Below are 20881 nucleotides of genomic sequence, written 5' to 3'. Positions count from 1 at the left end.
ATGTTAAAGCAACATGGGCACATATATTTTAAAAAGATTGCTCCTGATTATTCCAACATTGTTTTTCATTTTACTGATTAACTTTGTCGTGATTCAGATTGCACCGGGAGGACCTGTTGAACAAGCCATACAGCAAGCTGAGTCCTTTCAAGGTATGGGAAACACAGGTGGTGGTGAAACTGCGACGACAGGCAGTAAATACCAAGGTGCTAAAGGCCTCAGTGAAGAAATGGTGGCAAAAATCGAAGCGCAATATGGTTTCGATAAACCATTATTCGAACGTTTTTGGCTCATGTTAAAGGGGTATGTGACGCTAGATTTTGGTACCAGTTTCTTTAAAGATAAGCCTGTGACCCAGCTACTTTGGGAAAAGCTGCCTGTATCCTTATCCCTTGGCTTATGGAGTACCTTGCTGATCTATATGGTGTCTATTCCATTAGGCATTAAAAAAGCCCGTCAACATGGTCTGCTATTTGATAAAAGCACGTCTATTTTATTGGCTATAGGTTACGCCATTCCTGCTTTCGCCTTCGCCATTTTACTCATTGTCTTTTTTGCAGGTGGTTCATATTTTCAGTGGTTCCCTTTACAAGGTTTAGTTTCAGAGAATTTTGCTGAGTTAAGTGTGTTTGGCAAAATTGCAGATTATTTTTGGCATATGGCGTTGCCTTTGTTTGCTATGGTAATTGGTGGTTTCGCTGGCTTAACTTATCTGACCAAATACTCTTTTATGGAAGAACTAAATAAGCAATATGTTCTTGCTGCTCGTTCTAAAGGTTTGACCGAATCACGTGTGCTGTATGGGCATGTATTTCGTAATGCAATGCTCATTGTTATTGCTGGTCTACCAGAAGCATTAATTGGCATCTTCTTTGTGGGAAATCTATTTATTGAAATTATTTTCAATCTAGATGGTCTGGGATTGTTGGGGTTTGAAGCCATCGTACAGCGCGATTATCCAGTGATTTTTGGCACCTTGTTTATTTTTACCTTGATGGGGCTGATCTTAAGATTAATCAGTGATGTCATGTATCAAATGATTGATCCACGAATTAATTTTGACTCACAGGGGGCAAAATAATGTCTCCGATCATGCAAGCGCGATTTCAACGTTTTAAAGAAAATAAATTAGGCTTTACATGCTTTATTAGCTTTGCCTTGATTTTTATGTTGTCCCTAGCTGTCGAGTTTATTGCCAATGATAAACCGCTCTTGGTCAAATACGATGATTCTTTATACGTTCCCGTATTAAAAAGTTATCCAGAAACTGCTTTCGGTGGCGTATTTGAAACTGAGGCAGATTATAAAGATCCTGTGGTACAGCAACTGATTGATGATAAAGGATGGGCTGTATGGCCACTGATTAAATTTTCCTATCAAACACCGAATTTAGAGTTGGCTGTGCCTGTGCCATCTGCACCGACTGCACAAAATTGGCTCGGTACCGATGACCAAGGACGTGATGTGCTCGCACGTATTTTATATGGATTACGTGTGTCGCTCCTGTTTGGCTTTGCATTAACCTTCGCTTCAGCCATATTGGGCATCATCGTTGGGGCGATACAGGGCTATTATGGTGGCTGGCTGGACCTCATTGGTCAACGAATTTTGGAAGTCTGGGGTGGACTACCGATGCTATTCATGGTGATGATTTTGGTCAGCATGTTTACGCCGAGTGTGTATTGGCTCTTTGTCATTATGCTGTTGTTTGGTTGGCCCACTTTAGTCGGCTTGGTTCGTGCAGAGTTTTTACGTGCTCGTAATTTTGATTATGTACGTGCAGCACGAAGCCTTGGCGTCACAGATGGCACCATTATGTTTCGGCATATCTTACCAAATGCGATGAGTTCCAGTTTGTCACAGCTACCTTTTATGCTTACGGCAAATATTACGGCACTAACAGCCTTAGATTTCTTGGGATATGGCTTACCGCCTGATGCAGCGTCCTTAGGTGAGTTATTGCTTCAAGGAAAAAACAATCTGAATGCACCATGGCTTGCCTTATCGGGGTTTTTTACCTTAGCGATCGTGCTGTCTTTATTGATTTACATTGGGGAGGCGACACGTGATGCATTCGATCCAAGACGTCAATAATCATCAAGTTAATGTACCTCCCATCGTATTAGCGGTTGAACATTTACATATTTCACATGCAGCACAGGTCTTGGTTGAAGACCTGAATTTTAATTTACATGCAGGTGAAACGATAGCCATTGTTGGAGAAAGCGGTTCAGGTAAATCGATTAGCAGCCTAGCTATACTCGGTTTGTTGTCGAGTGATCTGCAGGTCACAGGCAGTGTCAGCCTGAATGGACAGAATATTCTTGGACTGAGTCCTGAGCAGCATCGAAACATTCGTGGACAGAAAATTGCCATGATTTTTCAAGAGCCGATGACAGCTTTAAATCCCTTACACAGGGTTGAAAAGATTGTTGGTGAGTCACTGTTGTTACAGGGTTGGTCGAAGGCAAAAACTCGGCAGCGGGTTGTAGACTTATTAAATGATGTGGGTATTCCGGATGCTGAAGATAAATTAAGACGCTATCCACATGAGTTGTCAGGGGGGCAGCGACAACGTGTCATGATTGCCATGGCATTGGCCTTAGATCCTGATATTTTAATCGCTGATGAGCCAACCACGGCTTTAGATGTCACTTTGCAAGCGCAAATCTTAAATTTATTAAAGTCGCTACAACAGCAGCGTAATATGGCGATGATATTAATTAGCCATGACCTGAATTTGGTCAAGCGCTATGCCGAACATGTGATTGTGATGAATCGTGGTCAAGTGGTGGAGCAAGGTAATGTTCAGGAAATTTTTGAGCAACCGAAGCAGGCGTATACCCAAAATTTATTAGACCATGATTTTGGTAAAGCAATACAGGTTTCGCAAACGCAGACACTTTTAGAATTACGCCAGTTAGGAGTAAAGTTCCCAGTCAAACAAGGCTTATTGAACCGCATCAAAGATTATGTCATTGCGGTAGAAGCTTTGGATTTAACAGTGGCTGAAGGTGAGTCGATCGGTATTGTTGGAGAGAGTGGTTCTGGGAAAAGCTCCCTAGCACTGGCTATTGCTCGGCTCATAGAAAGTGATGGCGAAATTATGTTAAATCAACACGCCATCAATCAACTTTCAGAAAAACAGCTCAGACCTTTACGTCGTGAATTTCAAATCGTCTTTCAAGATCCATTCAGTAGTTTAAATCCACGGCTCAATGTAGAGCAAACCATCGGCGAAGGTCTGGTCTTACAGCATTTATCTGCAAATGAAATTGCACAGCGTATAGATGAAGCTTTGCAGAAAGTTGAATTAGCCAGCTCGTTTAAGCAGCGTTATCCACATGAATTATCGGGTGGGCAACGGCAGAGAGTCGCCTTAGCACGTGCGTTGGTATTACGTCCTAAATTATTGATACTCGATGAACCTACATCGGCACTTGATCGGACGACACAAAAAGCTATCGTGAAGCTACTACGGCGTTTGCAGCAAGAATTTAATATGAGTTATATATTTATCAGTCACGATTTACACGTGGTCAAAGCCCTCTGTCAAAAAGTTTTGGTACTACGACATGCCAAAGTCATGGAATTTCAAGACACCGCAGATTTATTTGCGCGACCACAAACGGACTATACCCGTAAATTAATTGAAGCCAGCCAATACTAAAATCAAACTTATGGATATTTTGACAAGTGTCATTGTCAAAATATCCTTGACCTTTAGAAAATAATAATTAGAGTAAATACTCAGGACTTATTATTTCATTTTGGACATTGTCATGAGCCATTTAGCTGAAAGCTTTAAAATTCGTAATACCACATTTAAAAATCGCATCATTAAAGGTGCAATGAGTGAAGCATTGGCCAATACCGCAGGCCAACCCAATCACTTACATTTTGGATTATATGAAGCTTGGGCGAAGGGTGGTTTAGGCTGTGCCATTACGGGTAATGTCATGGTGGATTTTCGTGCTAAAAATGAGCCGGGGGTTGTTGTCGCTGAAACTGAGCGAGATTTAGCACAATTAACACAGTGGGCTGAGCTAGGCAAGAAGCACGGCATGGTGCAATTGGTTCAACTTTCACATCCGGGCCGCCAATGTCCTAAAGGTTTAAATAAAGAAACGGTTGCACCGTCTGCTGTGCCATTTAGTCCGATGTTAGCCACAACGTTTGGAACACCGCGCGAACTTCGTGAAGATGAAATTTTAGATATCATTCAGCGTTTTGCACGTGCCGCACACATTTGTGAAAAGGCAGGCTTCGAAGGCGTGCAATTGCATGGTGCGCATGGTTATTTAATTAGTCAGTTTTTGTCGCCACTGACCAATAAACGTCAAGATCAGTGGGGCGGTTCAAATGAAAATCGCATGCGCTTTTTGCTTGAAATCTATAAGGCAGTTCGTGCAGCGACGACAGATGATTTTATTATTTCGGTCAAACTGAATTCTGCTGATTTCCAACGCGGCGGAATTAGCGAAGCAGATGTGATTGAGGTCTTTAAAGCAATAGATGCCGCAGGGATTGATATGATTGAAATCTCGGGCGGTTCCTATGAAGCGCCAGCGATGGCGGGTGCTAAAGAAGAAAAACGTAAAGCCAGTACCATTGCTCGTGAAGCGTATTTCCTCGATTTTGCGGACAATATCCGTAAAGAAGTGAAATGCGCGTTAATGGTTACCGGTGGGTTTAGAACCGTGCAAGGCATGAATGCTGCACTAGACAGTGGAGCTTGTGATTTTATTGGTATTGCACGTCCTTTCGCTGTAGAAGTCGATTTGGCTGATCGTTTATTGGCGGGGCAGGATGTTCGTTACGGTGTGGACAAAATTAAAACTGGCATACCGATGATTGATAAAATGGCGATTATGGAAATTATTTGGTATGCCGCTCAGTTTAAATCGATTGGTGAAGGCAAACAGCCAAATCCTAAACTTTCACCCTTAAAAGTGTTTTTTAAATATCTTAAAGGAAATTTAACCGCGGTCATTAAAGGGCAAGTCAATTCACGTAAGTCAGCTTAATCAATCATTGAATTTTTAGAATCAGGGCAACCGACATATATTCATGTTATGGTTGCCTTCATTCATATCAATATTGCTTACAATAAAAATGTCTAAAATTTTAATATTAATAGTTATTCTTTCTGGGCTCAGTTCAGCCCTCTATGCCCAGTCTGTATTTCAGACGGGGGATATCATTTTTCATATCTCAAAGTCACAACAAAGTTTAAGCATTCAAAAGGCCACACATTCGCCCTATAGTCACATGGGCATGATCGTAAATAAAAATAACCAAACGTGGGTGCTTGAAGCCATTCAACCTGTGCAATACACCACTTTAAATCAATGGATCGCGCGTGGGGAAAATGCTCATTATGTGGTAAAAAGGCTCAAACAACCCTTAAATGTGCAGCAGAAAACGACGCTGGTACAAAATGCAGAAAAGTACTTGGGCAAACCCTATGATATTTATTTTGAATGGGATGATCGTGCAATTTACTGTTCTGAAATTGTTTGGAAAGCTTATCAGCATGCTTTAGGAATCGAACTTTCTCCATTACAACAACTGAAACAATTTGATTTAAAACAATATGAAGTGCAGCGCCTAATGCGGCAGCGCTATGGTCAAAATATTCCGCTAAATGAGCAGGTGATTGCCCCTAAGGCCATTTATGATTCAAAACTTTTAAAAGAAATATTTAGAAATTAAGGCAATAAAAAAGCCCAAGTCGCAATGCTTGAGCTTTTTAATGAGTGGTTAAAACCAACTCGAATATGGCGTCCCTACGGGGATTCGAACCCCGGTTACCGCCGTGAAAGGGCGATGTCCTAGGCCTCTAGACGATAGGGACAGTACAGAAAGCAAATTTTAAAACCGTTTATTTCAGTCTAAGTTTTTAGACTAAATAATGGCGTCCCTACGGGGATTCGAACCCCGGTTACCGCCGTGAAAGGGCGATGTCCTAGGCCTCTAGACGATAGGGACTTAATAAAATGTACTTCTGAAAATTGGCGTCCCTACGGGGATTCGAACCCCGGTTACCGCCGTGAAAGGGCGATGTCCTAGGCCTCTAGACGATAGGGACGTTTCAGAGGTGGGCGTATATTAGGGTGAAAATCGGGGGGTGTCAAACGCTTTTCTATAAATAAATTCAGTTTTTGTTGTTGAGTGCATAAAATTAAAACAATTTGCTAAAAATGTTTGAAAAATACATTATTTATGTCGGTTTTTTCAACACTTGTAAGATTGCAGCAATAACTTCTGGATGCGTTAAATATCCAGCAATGTCGTGTGGGTGTTCAATCGATGTCTGAATTTGCTGATTGAAAATGGCGGGTTGAAAATCAAAAGGTGCCTGACTCAGCGGAAAAGCGCTGAGAAAATCATCATGTGAATAAAAGTTTAACCAATCGCCTGAAATTGCATCAGGTCGCTGTAAAGGCTGAGGTAAGTGGGCTTGGATGACACGAAAAGCCAAAGGTGAGCCCAAGGTGATAAAGCGCTGTATGTTGAGTTCAGGATGTAACAGTAAAAAATGATACGCAATCACGCTACCTAATGAATGTGCAATCAACAGGGTGGGTTTCGTTTGATGTAATTGCTCATGCAGACGAGTGTGAACTGCCTGAATAAAGTGTGGATTGGATAAATAGAGATAAGTTTCGACCAAAAATTTATGCAAAAGTGTGGCATGTAATTTTGGGAAATAATTCATTAAAACTGCAAAATCGCGTAGGGCAAGATCTTTGCCGAGTGCGGTGATCGATTTGAATGACTGGCTCAATCCAATAGCATCATTGAGGGTGATGTCAGATAGATTATTTTGTACAGCGTGATGCTCAAGTACTTTTGGTGATTTTTCTGGGAGTTCAGTACGATGGATAAACGGAAAATGTGGCCACGTTTGAGGCGTCAAGGTGCTGGCTTGAAGCATATTCTGCAAATGATAACGCGTGAGTAAGTCCCCATAAAAAGGCATGCGCATATGGTGCTGTATATACGATAAAAAAGTCTCTTGATGGCTTTGCTTTAAGCCTTGAGACAACAGTGCAAGCCAATGCTGTTCGAGCGAACGTGCAGTTTGTTGCTGTTGATTCATGCCATGGATAAAGATGATCTGCATATTGCACCTCATCGACGGACCAGTTTTTATTCTACTTTTATTAAAATATAGCCATAAAAAAAGAGCAACCGAAGTTACTCTTTTATGGTGTTTGGTATGACAACGCAGATCAATCTTTGTTGTGATACAAGGTGTAGTAGCTGATATAACACGCCACAATGAAGATCATACAGCAGATAAAGCCAGTTAACATTTCTGGGTCAAATACCATACTAATACAGGTAATCAGACAGAATACAAAACCGAGTATCGGCACGATTGGAAAGAATGGTGCAGCAAAAGCTAAATCTTTTGCAGTTTTGCCTTCTTTATACCACTGACGACGGAAGTTGAATTGGCTTAAACAAATACTCATCCACACTACCACCATGGTAAATGCAGCAACACCTAACAAGTTTTTGAAAATGGTTTCTGGTGCAAATTGCTCAGAAAGTAAGCCTGGCATACCACCGATCATGGTCACAATTACTGCAACATAAGGAATACCGCGCGAGTTCACTTTAGAGAACACCGCAGGTAATTGCTTACTATAGGATAATGACCACATCATTCGAGATGCAGCAAATAAACCTGAGTTTGCAGCAGAAAGTAGGGCTGTGATAATCACAAAGCGGATAATGTCTTCTGCATAAGGAATACCAATGTGCTGGAATACCGTTACGAAAGGTGAACTACTTACACCTTCGGCAGATAAGCCGGCTTCTTGGTGTGGTAATAATGCAGTAATAACAACAATGGTACCTACAAAGAAAATCAATAAGCGGAAAATCGCCGTGTTAATGGCTTTAGGTACATTTTTCGCTGGATCTTTGGTTTCACCCGCAGCAACACCAATCAGCTCAGTACCAGAGAATGCAAAGTTCACAATCAACATTGTAGCGAAGATTGGGAACAAGCCTTCAGGGAACCAGCCTTGTGCAGTGAGGTTGCTAAACAGCGGTGCAGCTTCATAGCCTCGATAGCCTAAAATACCAAAAATGGCCAATAGACCTAAAATAATAAAGGCTACAACGGTAATCACCTTGACTAAGGCTAGCCAAAATTCAGATTCAGCAAACCATTTAGTTGAAATCATATTCAAGCAGAATACAAAAGCACCAAAGATTAAGGTCCACATCCACATAGAACTGTCTGGGAACCATTCCTGCATTAAAAGTGCAGCAGCAGTAAATTCAGTTCCTAGCGTTACGGACCAAGTCAGCCAATACAGCCAAGTGATGGTATAACCCGTACCCGGTCCGATATAGCGTTTAGCATAAGCGCCAAATGAACCAGATTCAGGCATATGTACAGCGAGCTCGCCTAAGCAAAGCATCACCATATAGGCGATAATACCGCCTAAAAAATACGAAATAATGGCACCTACAGGCCCCGTTTGTGCAATGACTTCACCCGAACCAAGAAATAAACCAGTACCGATTGCGCCGCCAAGCGAAATCATCACCAGATGTCGAGTACTCATAGCGCGTTTTAACGGCGCAGAATTGCCCTGATGCGAAGCATCATTCGGAGAATGTGATGACTGCATAGAGAAAAAGGAGAATCAAATAATGAAGCGAGTAATTGTAGAGAAGAATGCAATGATGATGCAATCAATTAATATAAATTATAGATAAATAAACTTTAAGTTTGTCAGAGCTGACAGAAAAATTGGCGTCCCTACGGGGATTCGAACCCCGGTTACCGCCGTGAAAGGGCGATGTCCTAGGCCTCTAGACGATAGGGACGTTTTGAGGTGGGTGTATAGTACATAGCCCATCTATATTTGTCAAAATAGAGTTTCATTGTTATATTCTAAATGTATATAAATGAAACAAAAACAGAATTTTTTTAATGAAAAATAATTTTAATGAGTTTATTTCTGGAATTTTATTTGAAATCAATCAATTTAATGTGGGCAAAGTCCATCAAAGATTCTATATAGTTTTATTGAATTATTTGCATTGGTTTGACGTTTATCCAAATAATTTTTCTTCGTATATCAGTAAATCAGAGTTTGAAAGAATTATTGATGAACTTTTATTTAGGGATTTAGATGGGGAAAGTAGAATTACGTATAATCACCTCAAATCTTTAGATGATTCTCATTATTTTTTAGATATCCAGAGCTTTTTTAAATTATATTTAATCTTAAAGGTTCGAAGATATCAGTTGTCTAGTGATGATGTAGAACTTGAAAGATTAGAAAAAAAATTGGATGTATGTTTTGAGCCAATGTTGTGGAGTAAAGACAAACAAGATTTATTGGTTATTAATCGTGATTTTCCTGAATTTAAAAAACAGATGAATTCAAGTCGGGTGCTTTTGCCACTTTCATTAATAGTTTTTAACTTTACTTTTGTTGAATTAATATCTAATACAAGTTTGAGAGTATCTATCCAAATATTTCTAGCAATAGTAGCTGCGTGTCTTTTAGCTAATGTTTCTAAGGGGGCAAAATCCGAAAAGGACGCATTGGAGTTGAAAGTATGGGATTATATCTTGGTGTTGAGCGAGGATAAAAACTCATTGACGAAAAGCAGTTGAACTATTTCTTTAAATTATAATTTGTACAGTGGTTTTTGTGGATTAAACTGCTCCCACAAATCATTTTTGAATTTATATGGAAACCCTAATTTTTCTCTCATAGGGAAGAGAAATAGTTTCATAAAAAAAGGTGGCTAATGAGCCACCTTAACTATTTTATTTATCGTGATATAACCAATAATAACCTGCATAACATGCTGCCATAAAGATCAGGCAGCCAATAAAGCCTGAAAGCATTTCAGGATCTGCAGCCATACTTAAACCTGTTGCGGTACAGCAGACAAAGCCAAGAATTGGAACCAGCGGGAACCATGGTGTACGGAATTTAAGTTCTGACACGCTATGACCTTGTTTCAGCCATTGGCGACGGAAGTTAAATTGACTCCAACAAATACTCATCCACACGATCACCATGGTGAAAGCGGCAACCCCCATCAAGTTCTTGAAGATCACATCTGCGCCAAATTGTTCTGACAATAGACCTGGTAAACCACCGATCATAGTGACCAATACAGCAATATAAGGCACACCAGTTTTGCTTAATTTGCCGAAAGCGCGTGGCAATTGCTTTTGTGCAGACAGCGCCCACATCATACGCGATGCAGCATATAAACCAGAGTTAGCTGTAGACAGTAAGGCCGTAATAATGACGAAACGAATCAAGTCTTCTGCATAGGGAATGCCCATCAGGTTAAATACGGAAACGAATGGACTGCTACTTAAGCCGCCATGTCCACCAACATTTAAACCTGCATCGGTATAGGTCAACAGGGAACTGATAACGATAATAGTGCCGACAAAGAAAATGATTAAGCGCCATACCGCAGCATGAATGGCTTTAGGCACATTCTTTTCAGGGTTTTCAGTTTCACCTGCAGCGATACCAATCATCTCCGTACCATTAAAGGCAAAATTCACGATCAATAGCGTGGCAAACAGAGGGAACAAACCATTTGGCAGCCAACCATGTTCTGTCAAATTGTGGAACATTGGAGCTGATTCATAGCCTTGGAAAGGCACGAAACCAAAGATGCAGGCAAAACCAAGGATGATGAAAATCAACACTGTTGCAACTTTCACCATGGATAACCAAAATTCTGACTCTGCAAACGCACGTGTAGAACTTAGATTAGAGATCAGTACGCCAGCTGCAAAGATCAGTGTCCATAGCCAAATAGAGGTTTGTGGAAACCATTCCTGCATCAAAATAGCCGCCGCAGTAAATTCTGTACCTAAGGTGGCAGACCAGCCCAACCAGTACATCCAAGACACCATATAACCGGTACCAGGGCCAATATAATTTGTCGCAAAAGCACCAAAAGAGCCAGAAACAGGTAAATGTACGGCAAGTTCACCCAAACAGAGCATGACCATGTAGGCAATCAAACCGCCAATAATATAGGCAAGAACAGCGCCTAAAGGCCCAGCTTGTGAAATAACTTCACCTGAACCCATAAACAAACCAGTACCAATTGCACCACCAAGTGAGAGCATCACAAGGTGTCGAGTCGTCATCGCACGTTTAAGCGATGGACTTTTACCTTCAGCAGACGAGTGTTGCGAAGGTTCAGAGGGAGATTGCATAGTGAAATGAAAATTGAATGAAAGGTATATTTTATGATTGAATGCAGTGAAATGATTGATAAATCGAATTTTTCTTATAATGTGATAATACTGATCTAAAATTTAAATCTTTAGCACTGACCATTAGATTAATGGTCAGGAGTTTGATATTCGGCTTCGGAGGTTGCAGGTACTTGAGTTTCTTCGGTTACAGGGGCTTTGTTGTCATCGCGGCTCACAATATACAGATAGAGTGCAGATGGAAATAAGATGGCTAAAACCAAGAGCAACTTTTTAAACATAGGGTATTCTTACATCAAAATAGATCAAGCTGAAGTATAAACAAAACCAGTCAGGCTGTAATTAATTAAAGTTTACGGTTTTTCTGTTCTAGATTGGACAGGATGACTTGGTAGGTGTCAGGGTAGTGTTGTTTAAAGTTCCGTTGTTGCATGATTGTGATGGTTGAAGCATTTGGCTCGACACCCAGTTTTAAAATTTTTTGGGTTAAAGCGAGTTGAGGGGAGCGACCATCAAAATGTGTATTTAGTAAGTTACCATCGGTATATTTTACTGTGAGTCCGATATTCAGGAGATAATCAAAAACATCAGGCAAACCAAAACCGGCAGCTTTGTAGAGTAAATTATATGTTTCTGCACGATAGCCACGGCCGTATGTTTGATGTGTTTTTAATAATCCTAATGCATTATAAAATTCTAATTTAGCAATAATTTCTTGTTCATTAATAGAACCATCGCCATTTTTTAAAATCCTATTGATGGTGTTAAAAGTCACATCGTTTGAGCTGGGTTTGCAATCAGCAGCAATCAGTCGCTTGATATCTTGAAGTGGAAGTATAAGATGTGCTGTGTCACACATTTTTTTAATTTCTTTATTTTTCATTTTACTGCTTTGAATATTTTTATTTTCAAATTCCTGCACTATGGCTGACCAACCATATATGTTTATAAATTTATAATAACGAGATGCATCATTTGTCATCCCTTTGATCTTTTTAAAGTCGTGAATGTTTTTCACTGATGGTGCATTGGTAGCGTGATTTTGTGGCACTGGAGCATTTGCAAAGCAATGCATACTCATTAGCAGGCAGCTGGTAATAACGATGTTTTTCATGGTTTGTGTGCTTTTAATAAATTGTAAACGTTAGGATATTTGGTTGAAAAGTCATTCTGTTCTATTTGTTTATAAACGTTACTATTGGGCTCGATTCCTGCATTCAGTAGTTTTTGAACCAAACTCACAGAAGGGTTACGGCCTATGATATTGTCTAAAATTAAATTACCATCCACGCCCGTGTAATCGACACCAATACTCAGCAAATAATCAGAAACGTCTTCTAGTCCCCAACCAATTGTTTTGGATTGTAAAGAGCTTTTTTCTTCATACGGGCCAAATTTATACGTAACGTGTGTTTGTAAAACATTTTCCGACTTGTAGAGTTTTAATTTTTCAATGATTTCATTTTGATCTATTTTGCCTTCTGCATTGGTTAATGCGCCATTAATAATCATAGAGGATGAACGGCCATTGAGTGGTTTGCAATTTGCTTTAAATAAGCGTTTGGTTTGATCGGCAGTGCTTAGACTCAGTGCAATTTCGCAAAGTTTTTCTTTTTCCCCTTTAGGCATTTTACTTTTTAGAATGGTTCCATTTTCGAAATCACGAACGATTGACTCCCAACCGTATTTGGTTGCTGTTCGGTAATACTGTATTGCTTCTTCGCTCAATTTTTTGGGTTTTTTCGCTTGTATTTGAGTGTCACGATCGTTGGTTTTGGGAATAAAAGATTCTTGGTCATCATTCAATGCTGTTTGATTTGTCTGATTGGCATCGTGCTCAACAGTATTAGAAGGATTTGTCGGTAGGCTGGCTTCGGGTCTAAAAATGTAGATAAAGATACCGAGACATACTATGCACAGGCCAAAGAGTAAGATTATTTTTTTCATGTTTTATTCTATTTGAAAATGAATCAAGAGCGTTTTTAGGCGCTCTTGATAGGGGAAGTTTAAAATTTAAATGTGACATCAGCAATGAACTGTCGCCCAATTTCAGATCTAAGTCTGTTGGTCGACTCACTAATACCTGGGGTGGTATAGATATTATGTCGATTGGTAATATTGTTAATGGTTAAACCGAATATTGCTTTGTAGTCTTTAGCGAAATTGAAATCATAAGTGGTACGCATATCCCAACTAAATCGAGGTCTAATCGTATCTGTAGCATAGGCTTCCAACAGGACACCATCATGTTCAACTTTGTTTTTTAGTTTATACGTATCTTTATATTCAGATTTGTAGCTTAAAAAGTTATTAATTTTTAATGGTAAATTTGAAAACTCAATGTCCCAACCAAAACGAGCAGTCCAAGGCTGATTGAAATTTTCAACGGGACGTTCATTAAATTGGATGAGGCTGCCGTTAAAGATAATATCGCGATCTTCAGCAGTCGTATTACTGTTAACGTTATATGACTCAGAATAGTCTAAATAATTTTTTTCTGATTCAGTGTAATCAAAGCCAAAGTTAAACCCGTGCAGAGAGTTTTTATATACGACTGGCAGCGTATTTCTGAGTGTGAGTGTGTAAATGTCAGCTTTTGCTTTACCACTATTACTATATTCAAAATGATCGATGGTGTTGCTGGTGGTTGGATCAATAAAACGATTTTTTGTAATTTCATCTTTGTTATCGCGATTCACCCATTTCAGACCAAGGTTCCAGTTTTTAACTTGGCTATTAATGGCAAACACAATTTCGTCAGCATAAGGGGTCTTTAAATTGGCACGTTGAATATTGGAATTAGCTAATATTAAATCTGATAACCCAGTTTGAGTCCAATAGTCTTCAGTTTGATTTTTTGTGCGTTTTAAATTGTATTCCAAAAATGCAAGTTGATCTTGCAGTTCAGTGGCTAAGGTATAGTTTGCATAATATCGATTCCATCCCGTAGTGAAGGACAAAAGATCATTTTTTAGCGGTTTATAGTTAAAGGCAGTACGAGGTGCAATATTTAAATTTTTCGACAAGCTTTCATAATCTGCACGTAAACCTAAACGTGCTGAAAAATTATCCCAAGTCGATGTGTTTTCAATGAAGGTATGCACACGTTGTTGGTCAATATTAACTTTACCTTTTTGATAATACTTGCCATTTGTTTGATATTGGCCTTGATAGTTATTTTCATCCGTTGCTTCATCACAAAGAATATCACCTGTCGTACAGCTAATGCCTGAACTAGATGTAAAAGTCTTAGGCTGATTATACATATAGGCATCGTTAGGCCGTTCCCATGCAACTTTAGAATAGTCATAGCCCATACCAAAGCTTAATTGTTGCATGCTGTTGCCAATCTGAATGGTATCAAACGCATTTTTTAGACTATACGAAAATGTATCTTGGTGTAATTCAATATCACTACTTGTGGCACCTTCACCAGGATTGGAACTCCAGTTTTTAGTTGGTGTTTGCTTCCAAAGAATGCCGGTAGTTGAATCATTTTCACGTGCTTGGCTTAGCGTTTGATAGCTAATATTTTGTTTTAATGTTGAATTATTGAGTTTACTTTCTAATTCACCAAAAAATGTCAGCGTTTCTGTATTGCTAATACTTTTTGAATTTATTCGCTTATCAACGAAATTTAGACTGTCCAAATCCCCTAAATCAAAGCCAAACTTCGCTTTGGTTGTGTCCGAAGGTGTGTAAAAAAGGGTAGTCCCTAAGTTGATATTATTACGCTCGCTTTTGACTTTACTGCGATCTTCTAAACCACTCATTACTGGAACGATGGATTCACGTTTAGAGGCATAACTATTGATGCCCCATTGTTCAGAGAGTTTGCTGTATAGATTCAGGCTTAGGCCGTGTTTTTTATATTCTTTATTATTTGATGATGTTGGATCTTCAAACTCTGCAGCTTCTTCTTCATCGGTAAAATGATAACGTGACCAATCACTTTCCGTGTAGTCGTAAGTAACGGAGCCGTGGATTTTGCCAATTTCAGTATTTGGTGCACAAGTTTCAGCATTAACTACACCACCTGTAAATTCGCCGTATGCTGCAGAAACATTACTATCGATCAATTCTAATTTACAAATTAAATCGGTATTTAGGGCAATCCCTTGTGAGCCACCATCAAGCTTGCCTGAATAGGAGTTGCCGCTTGCCAGAGGGTCAAGGTTATTGGTGGTATTGACGCCGTTAATTACGAATTTATTTCGGTAAGTTTGCGCGCCATTAATAGAAATCTCGGATGGTCGTAGCTCAGCCTGTGAATCTGCAGAACGTTGTTCACGGCTAAACTGCACATTTGGATTAACTTTTAAAAAGTCTGTGATATTTTTTGAGCTATTCGGCGTTTTTTCTAAATCTTCTTTGGTGTAGACGGTTTTACCTACTTCTGGCTTGGCTTTGACTTCAACCTCAATAGGTGTCATCGACACCGTATTGGTTTTGATTTCTTCGGAGATCTGGCTTTCATTTGCATACGTTTGAGATGCTAAAGCAGTCAAAATTGCGATATTAAGGGGAGAATAGGCAAAGCGCATGGCTGTCAACAATTATGCAGATAAAAACGATAGCGATTATCATTAACTTTACAAGAATAATCAATAGAAATGAGAATTATTTGCAATAAGTGATTTTTTAATACACAGCGAATTCAATGAAAATTTTGAATAATCAGAAGAGATGGTGATGTGTATTCAATAGACTTGAATATTCAGCTTGGAGAAAGTCTGAATAAGAATTGGCGTCCCTACGGGGATTCGAACCCCGGTTACCGCCGTGAAAGGGCGATGTCCTAGGCCTCTAGACGATAGGGACGTTTAGAAGATGGCGGTATCTTATTGATCCGCCATCATAGTGTCAAGTAGGTGAGGGCCGAGTTTGTTCAAAATATAACAGAACAGTTCAGCGGTCTTCTGAGTATCGTAAAGTGCAGAGTGTGCTTCTTTACCATCAAACTCAATACCAGCTTGAATACATGATTTTGCCAGCACAGTTTGTCCAAACATTACAGCGCTCAATGTCACTGTATCGAATACGGAAAAACTATGGAAAGGATTTTGATTTTTTGTTCCTGTACGTGCAATAGCTGCCTGTACAAACCCTAAATCAAAATGTGCATTGTGACCAACTAAAACAGCATGAGTGCAGTTTTGTTGACGACGTACTTCATTCACTGACTTAAAAATACGTTTTAATGCTGATTTCTCATCTTCAGCCATGGCCATACGCATCGGATTAAATGGATCTACACCAATAAAATCCAGTGAACGACGGTCAAGGTTGGCACCTTCAAATGGATTGATATGTGCATGGTGGGCTTCACCCGGTACAAAATTACCTTCTGCATCATACACAATAGGAATCGCTGCAATTTCCAGTAAGGCATCGGTCTGTGAATTAAAACCTGCTGTTTCGACATCGACAACAACAGGTAGGAATCCACGGAAACGTTGACCAATGACTGGTCGAGTTTCATCTGTCACACTTTTCTCCATTGGATGGTCTTACCCGCATACAACGGAATAATTTTTTCGCCATCCAAGTAGTCTAAACTTTCAGGGATCACTTGATCTTCTTTTACCAAAGTAATGGTATTGGTATTTCGAGGGAGTCCGTAGAAGTCTGCACCAAAGTGGCTTGCAAAACCTTCTAAACGGTCGATTTTACCGACTTGATCAAATGCTTGAGCGTATAGCTCAATTGCTGTTGGTGCACTATAACATCCTGCACAGCCACATGCATTTTCTTTAGCATTTTTTGAGTGCGGCGCACTGTCTGTACCTAAGAAAAATTTAGGGTTCGCACTGGTCGCAACTTCGAGCAAAGTTTGCTGATGGGTTTGACGTTTTAATATCGGTAGGCAATAGAAATGCGGTTTAATGCCACCCACCAACATGTCATTACGGTTAAACAATAAATGTTGCGGTGTGATTGTCGCAGCCACATTACGGTCTTGTTCTAATACAAAATGCGCAGCTTCACTGGTGGTGATGTGTTCTAGCACCAATTTTAATTTAGGGAACTGTTTTAACAGTGGAGAAAGTACTTCATCAAGGAAACGTTTTTCACGGTCAAAAATATCGACATGGTTGTGGGTCACTTCACCATGTAAGAGTAATGGCACTTGGTGCTCTTCGAGTTGCTCAATCACACCATAGACTTTACTAATGTCGCTGACACCACTGTCTGAGTTCGTGGTTGCACCTGCTGGATAGAGCTTGATGGCATTAACATGCTCAGATTCTTTAATTTTTTTAACTTCACTCGCTGGGGTGTTGTCTGTGAAATAGAGCACCATGCGCGGGTCAAAGTGAACGCCTTCAGGAACATTTGCCATGATACGTTCACGGTATGCATTTGCTTCTTCAACGGTTTTTACCGGTGGTACGGTATTTGGCATACAAATCGCGCGAGAGAATTGTTGTGCTAAATCAGGAACTGTACGCTTTAGGGCTAGACCGTCACGTAAATGTGCATGCCAATCATCTGGCTGAAGAAGAGTAATCGTGTTCACAGCGATTCCAAGCTTGGAAATAAAACAAATGATAATGCAAATAATGTGAAAATGGTAACGAGATTTCTGTACAAATGACTGAACAGATATAAATATAGAATAAAACTGTGGTATTTTTAAATGACTAAAAGAATTAGATAAATGCTTGGAAATGGAATACAAGTATAACCTTGCAAAGTTGCAATACGATAAAGAAAAAATAGAGGAACTGATTACACGGCAAACCCGTCGTGTAGGGGAAATGTTTCCTAAAAAACTGGAAACTCAATTTTGGACTTTAAGCCTCGATCGTGCGCAAACCAACATACGTCATTTTTTTTGGATGGGAGTGTTGATCTACTTTGTGCTCACGATGCTGATCATTCCCGGAGATTACTGGATAATTAATCAACAGCATTTTGTGCATGATTTTATTCGTTGTTTGGTCGGTCAGCTCAATGGTGCGCTGTGTCTTTTGGCTTTATATACCTTTGCCCGTTATGACCGTCTGAAGCCTTATTTTTCACATGCCAGTATGTTTGTAGTGTTTTGGGCTGTTATTTCAATGTCTTGGCTCACCATGACCGTGTATACCGAAGCACTTAAACATCAGGCCATGATGATCCTTTGTATGATTTACATCTTGAGCTATATTTTGACGGGGGTAAAACCGGTCCAAATGTTGATGTCTGGATTGTTGGCTGCTGTGGTCACCATGTTGATGCTTTTTTCATTAGAAGTGAAATTTGATGTGATGGTGTTGGGGCGTGTACTGATTGGAAGCTGTGTATTGGGTTTTGCAATCAGTAAGATGCTCTGTGCGCGTGAACGGATGATATTTTTGAATATGCTGCGCGCGGATATTAGTGAAAAAATCCATCGTATTCATACCACAGAGCTTTTACATTTAAGTCAGCATGATGAATTAACCAAGATTTCAAACCGACGTACTTTTGATGAAATGCTTGATACCTTTTATGAGCAATCTCGACGTAATAACACCTCGCTTGCTGTGCTATTTATCGATGTTGATCATTTTAAAAACTATAACGATTTCTACGGTCATCAAAAAGGTGATGATGTAATTTCAACCATTGCCAAAACCATTAAAAATGCCATTCGACATATGGATTTTGTGGCACGATATGGCGGAGAAGAGTTTGTGGTTTTACTACCTGAAACCGATGCACATGGCGCTTATGCGGTTGCCTCGAATATTTATAAAGCAATTGATCGTTTAGAGATTCCACACGCAAAATCTTTGGTATCCAATCATGTCACCATCAGTTTGGGAATAACCGTATATCGTGCGGAGATGCTGACCAAGGAAGAGCTATTAACGATCGCTGATCAGGCTTTATATCGTGCAAAACAGCTCGGACGGAATCAAATTTACTATCAATCGATTCGTTCAGCACATGTGGCTTAATGTTTAATAAAATTGAGAACTTCTCTGAAATCGGCAATAAAAAACCGCGCAAAATGCGCGGTTTTTTATGACTCAACAAATCTTATTTGTTTTTGTCTTTTAATTGAGGCACTGCAGAACCTGTACCTACTGCAAGTAAGCCAGAGTTTGTGTAGATACCTAATTTAGCGCGAGTATCTGTGATATCCAAGTTACGCATAGTCAATTGACCGATACGGTCAGCAGGACTAAACATAGAGTCACCTTTCTCCATAGTTAAACGCTCAGCTTCATAAGTGAGGTTAGGAGATTCAGTGTTTAGAATAGTGTAGTCATTACCACGACGAAGTTCTAAAGTCACAGTACCAGTGATTGCTTTAGCAACCCAACGCTGCGCAGTTTCACGAAGCATTAATGATTGAGAATCGAACCAACGACCTTGGTAAAGAAGACGACCTAAACGCAGACCGTTAATACGGTATTGTTCGATGGTGTCTTCGTTATGAATACCAGTCACTAAACGTTCATAAGCGATATGAAGAAGTGCCATACCCGGAGCTTCGTAGATACCACGAGATTTTGCTTCAATGATACGGTTTTCGATTTGGTCAGACATACCTAGACCATGACGACCACCGATACGGTTAGCCTCAAGAATGAACTCAACTGGGTTTTCGATGCGTTTGCCATTTAATGCAACAGGGAAGCCTTCTTCGAAAGTTACAGAAACTTCTTCAGCTTTTACTTCTACGTCATCTTTCCAGAACGCAACGCCCATGATTGGGTCTACGATTTTGATACCCGCATTAAGGTATTCAAGATCTTTTGCTTCGTGAGTCGCACCTAACATGTTTGAGTCAGTTGAGTACGCTTTCTCTTTTGACATTTTGTAGTCAAAACCATTGTCGATCAGGAACTGTGACATTTCTGCACGGCCACCTAATTCGTCAATAAAGGTTTGGTCTAACCACGGTTTGTAAATTTTAAGTGCTGGGTTAGTCAATAGACCATAACGGTAGAAACGTTCAATGTCGTTACCTTTATAAGTCGAACCGTCACCCCAGATGTTTACGTCATCTTCTTTCATTGCGGTTACAAGCATCGTACCTGTAACTGCACGACCAAGAGGAGTCGTGTTGAAATAAGGCATACCACCAGTTGAAATGTGGAAAGCGCCACATTGAATAGCCGCAATACCTTCTAAAGCAAGTTGTAAACGACAATCAACTAAGCGAGCTTTAACTGCGCCATACGCTTCCGCTTTTTTTGGAATCGCATCGTAGTCGTCTTCATCAGGTTGACCTAAGTTTGCTGTGTAAGCATAAGGTTCCGCACCTTTTTGTTTCATCCACAAAAGCGCAGCTGAAGTATCTAGACCACCAGAGAAGGCAATACCAACTTTTTTGCCAACTGGGACATTCTGCAAGATAGTTGCATTATCAGTCATTGTTAATCCTAACGATATAAATATAGGCACCGAGAATGGGTGGCCTGAAAGAATACATATATGTGCGCGATTGTAGCACTTTTCTGCACGGTTTTTCTAAAAAATCATGAGATACAAGCGATGAGGTGGAAAAAAATGATCGTTGAAATCTATTGTTGAATACTTCATCTAGTTTTTGCAGGCGGAAAATGCATTTTCTGAAAGAAATAGGATGCACATATAAAGAAATCTATTTGATTTAAATAAATGGTCATACCAATATTGGGTTGATTTGGTTTTTATTCTTTT

General features: G+C 39.8%; 17 protein-coding genes and 5 tRNA genes. 7 read left to right on the top strand and 15 right to left on the bottom strand.

Annotated features, from left to right (window positions below):
• Positions 1-13: 13 nt before the first annotated feature.
• From FTU75_RS05660 to FTU75_RS05640, 5 genes are all read left to right on the top strand, one after another.
• Positions 14-1081 carry a microcin C ABC transporter permease YejB gene (locus FTU75_RS05660; RefSeq protein WP_078192926.1) on the top strand — a complete coding sequence of 356 codons (1068 nt, stop codon included), beginning with the start codon at positions 14-16 and terminating at the stop codon, positions 1079-1081.
• Positions 1081-2094 carry an ABC transporter permease gene (locus FTU75_RS05655; protein ID WP_180115354.1) on the top strand — a complete coding sequence of 338 codons (1014 nt, stop codon included), beginning with the start codon at positions 1081-1083 and terminating at the stop codon, positions 2092-2094. The genes FTU75_RS05660 and FTU75_RS05655 overlap by 1 nt, the downstream gene beginning before the upstream one ends.
• Positions 2069-3670, top strand: a complete 1602-nt coding sequence (locus tag FTU75_RS05650) for an ABC transporter ATP-binding protein (RefSeq protein ID WP_180115452.1) — start codon at positions 2069-2071, stop codon at positions 3668-3670. Before FTU75_RS05655 ends, FTU75_RS05650 begins: the two co-directional genes overlap by 26 nt.
• A 112-nt stretch (positions 3671-3782) precedes the next feature.
• Entirely contained in the window at positions 3783-5027 is a 1245-nt protein-coding gene (locus FTU75_RS05645; protein WP_111885862.1) for an NADH:flavin oxidoreductase/NADH oxidase family protein, read from the top strand.
• A gap of 43 nt (positions 5028-5070) precedes the next feature.
• Positions 5071-5715, top strand: a complete 645-nt coding sequence (locus tag FTU75_RS05640; RefSeq protein ID WP_306669981.1) for a YiiX family permuted papain-like enzyme — start codon at positions 5071-5073, stop codon at positions 5713-5715.
• Between the two features lie 66 nt (positions 5716-5781).
• Here FTU75_RS05640 and FTU75_RS05635 read toward each other — a convergent pair.
• The 6 genes from FTU75_RS05635 to FTU75_RS05610 all read right to left on the bottom strand — a co-directional run bounded on the left by FTU75_RS05635 (position 5782) and on the right by FTU75_RS05610 (position 8856).
• Positions 5782-5857: transfer RNA gene (locus FTU75_RS05635), tRNA-Glu, on the bottom strand.
• A gap of 58 nt (positions 5858-5915) precedes the next feature.
• Positions 5916-5991, bottom strand: a tRNA-Glu gene (locus tag FTU75_RS05630).
• 24 nt (positions 5992-6015) lie between these two features.
• Positions 6016-6091, bottom strand: a tRNA-Glu gene (locus tag FTU75_RS05625).
• A 132-nt stretch (positions 6092-6223) separates the two neighbouring features.
• Positions 6224-7129, bottom strand: coding sequence for an alpha/beta fold hydrolase (locus FTU75_RS05620; protein WP_180115352.1), 906 nt, complete (start codon positions 7127-7129; stop codon positions 6224-6226).
• 109 nt (positions 7130-7238) lie between these two features.
• Positions 7239-8657 (bottom strand): amino acid permease, encoded by a 1419-nt coding sequence (locus tag FTU75_RS05615; protein WP_180094773.1) that lies wholly within the window; start codon positions 8655-8657, stop codon positions 7239-7241.
• A gap of 123 nt (positions 8658-8780) precedes the next feature.
• Positions 8781-8856 (bottom strand) — tRNA-Glu (locus FTU75_RS05610).
• Positions 8857-8962: 106 nt separating this feature from the next.
• Here FTU75_RS05610 and FTU75_RS05605 point away from each other — a divergent pair.
• Positions 8963-9655, top strand: a complete 693-nt coding sequence (locus FTU75_RS05605) for a hypothetical protein (RefSeq protein WP_111885774.1) — start codon at positions 8963-8965, stop codon at positions 9653-9655.
• Positions 9656-9811: 156 nt separating this feature from the next.
• On the opposite strand, the gene FTU75_RS05600 is transcribed toward FTU75_RS05605, so the two are convergent.
• The 8 genes from FTU75_RS05600 to pyrC form a co-directional block, all read right to left on the bottom strand.
• Positions 9812-11239 carry an amino acid permease gene (locus tag FTU75_RS05600; RefSeq protein WP_078192919.1) on the bottom strand — a complete coding sequence of 476 codons (1428 nt, stop codon included), beginning with the start codon at positions 11237-11239 and terminating at the stop codon, positions 9812-9814.
• Between the two features lie 128 nt (positions 11240-11367).
• A complete protein-coding gene (locus FTU75_RS05595; protein WP_180115351.1) occupies positions 11368-11520 on the bottom strand; it encodes a hypothetical protein in 153 nt (50 codons plus the stop codon).
• 65 nt (positions 11521-11585) lie between these two features.
• Positions 11586-12353: a hypothetical protein gene (locus tag FTU75_RS05590; protein WP_180115350.1), complete on the bottom strand. Its 768-nt coding sequence runs from the start codon at positions 12351-12353 to the stop codon at positions 11586-11588.
• Positions 12350-13186, bottom strand: a complete 837-nt coding sequence (locus tag FTU75_RS05585; protein WP_180115349.1) for a hypothetical protein — start codon at positions 13184-13186, stop codon at positions 12350-12352. Before FTU75_RS05585 ends, FTU75_RS05590 begins: the two co-directional genes overlap by 4 nt.
• A 59-nt stretch (positions 13187-13245) precedes the next feature.
• Entirely contained in the window at positions 13246-15783 is a 2538-nt protein-coding gene (locus tag FTU75_RS05580) for a TonB-dependent receptor plug domain-containing protein (protein ID WP_180115348.1), read from the bottom strand.
• Between the two features lie 201 nt (positions 15784-15984).
• Positions 15985-16060 (bottom strand) — tRNA-Glu (locus FTU75_RS05575).
• A gap of 20 nt (positions 16061-16080) precedes the next feature.
• Complete coding sequence (gene rnt, locus FTU75_RS05570) at positions 16081-16740, bottom strand: ribonuclease T (protein ID WP_078192915.1); 660 nt, start codon at positions 16738-16740, stop codon at positions 16081-16083.
• The gene (pyrC, locus tag FTU75_RS05565; protein ID WP_078192914.1) at positions 16725-17759 is read right to left on the bottom strand and encodes a dihydroorotase; all 1035 of its coding nucleotides are present in this window, start codon (positions 17757-17759) and stop codon (positions 16725-16727) included. Before pyrC ends, rnt begins: the two co-directional genes overlap by 16 nt.
• Positions 17760-17910: 151 nt before the next feature.
• Here pyrC and FTU75_RS05560 point away from each other — a divergent pair, with 151 nt between their 5' ends.
• Positions 17911-19167: a diguanylate cyclase gene (locus FTU75_RS05560; RefSeq protein ID WP_180085828.1), complete on the top strand. Its 1257-nt coding sequence runs from the start codon at positions 17911-17913 to the stop codon at positions 19165-19167.
• A gap of 82 nt (positions 19168-19249) precedes the next feature.
• On the opposite strand, the gene argG is transcribed toward FTU75_RS05560, so the two are convergent.
• On the bottom strand, positions 19250-20593 hold the full coding sequence (argG, locus tag FTU75_RS05555) for an argininosuccinate synthase (protein WP_078192912.1): 1344 nt from the start codon (positions 20591-20593) through the stop codon (positions 19250-19252).
• Between the last annotated feature and the right edge of the window lie 288 nt (positions 20594-20881).

The organism is Acinetobacter sp. YH12140, from assembly GCF_013418475.1.
Classification (GTDB): domain Bacteria; phylum Pseudomonadota; class Gammaproteobacteria; order Pseudomonadales; family Moraxellaceae; genus Acinetobacter; species Acinetobacter amyesii.
Note: the sequence above shows the minus strand (reverse complement) of the source record. Positions and strands in the feature narration are given on the sequence as shown.

Coding starts and splice junctions, on each gene's coding strand:
- FTU75_RS05660 (WP_078192926.1), top strand. CDS start 14: ATGGGCACATATATTTTAAAAAGATTGCTCCTGATTATTCCAACATTG.
- FTU75_RS05655 (WP_180115354.1), top strand. CDS start 1,081: ATGTCTCCGATCATGCAAGCGCGATTTCAACGTTTTAAAGAAAATAAA.
- FTU75_RS05650 (WP_180115452.1), top strand. CDS start 2,069: ATGCATTCGATCCAAGACGTCAATAATCATCAAGTTAATGTACCTCCC.
- FTU75_RS05645 (WP_111885862.1), top strand. CDS start 3,783: ATGAGCCATTTAGCTGAAAGCTTTAAAATTCGTAATACCACATTTAAA.
- FTU75_RS05640 (WP_306669981.1), top strand. CDS start 5,071: ATGTTATGGTTGCCTTCATTCATATCAATATTGCTTACAATAAAAATG.
- FTU75_RS05620 (WP_180115352.1), bottom strand. CDS start 7,129: ATGCAGATCATCTTTATCCATGGCATGAATCAACAGCAACAAACTGCA.
- FTU75_RS05615 (WP_180094773.1), bottom strand. CDS start 8,657: ATGCAGTCATCACATTCTCCGAATGATGCTTCGCATCAGGGCAATTCT.
- FTU75_RS05605 (WP_111885774.1), top strand. CDS start 8,963: ATGAAAAATAATTTTAATGAGTTTATTTCTGGAATTTTATTTGAAATC.
- FTU75_RS05600 (WP_078192919.1), bottom strand. CDS start 11,239: ATGCAATCTCCCTCTGAACCTTCGCAACACTCGTCTGCTGAAGGTAAA.
- FTU75_RS05595 (WP_180115351.1), bottom strand. CDS start 11,520: ATGTTTAAAAAGTTGCTCTTGGTTTTAGCCATCTTATTTCCATCTGCA.
- FTU75_RS05590 (WP_180115350.1), bottom strand. CDS start 12,353: ATGAAAAACATCGTTATTACCAGCTGCCTGCTAATGAGTATGCATTGC.
- FTU75_RS05585 (WP_180115349.1), bottom strand. CDS start 13,186: ATGAAAAAAATAATCTTACTCTTTGGCCTGTGCATAGTATGTCTCGGT.
- FTU75_RS05580 (WP_180115348.1), bottom strand. CDS start 15,783: ATGCGCTTTGCCTATTCTCCCCTTAATATCGCAATTTTGACTGCTTTA.
- rnt (WP_078192915.1), bottom strand. CDS start 16,740: ATGGAGAAAAGTGTGACAGATGAAACTCGACCAGTCATTGGTCAACGT.
- FTU75_RS05560 (WP_180085828.1), top strand. CDS start 17,911: ATGGAATACAAGTATAACCTTGCAAAGTTGCAATACGATAAAGAAAAA.
- argG (WP_078192912.1), bottom strand. CDS start 20,593: ATGACTGATAATGCAACTATCTTGCAGAATGTCCCAGTTGGCAAAAAA.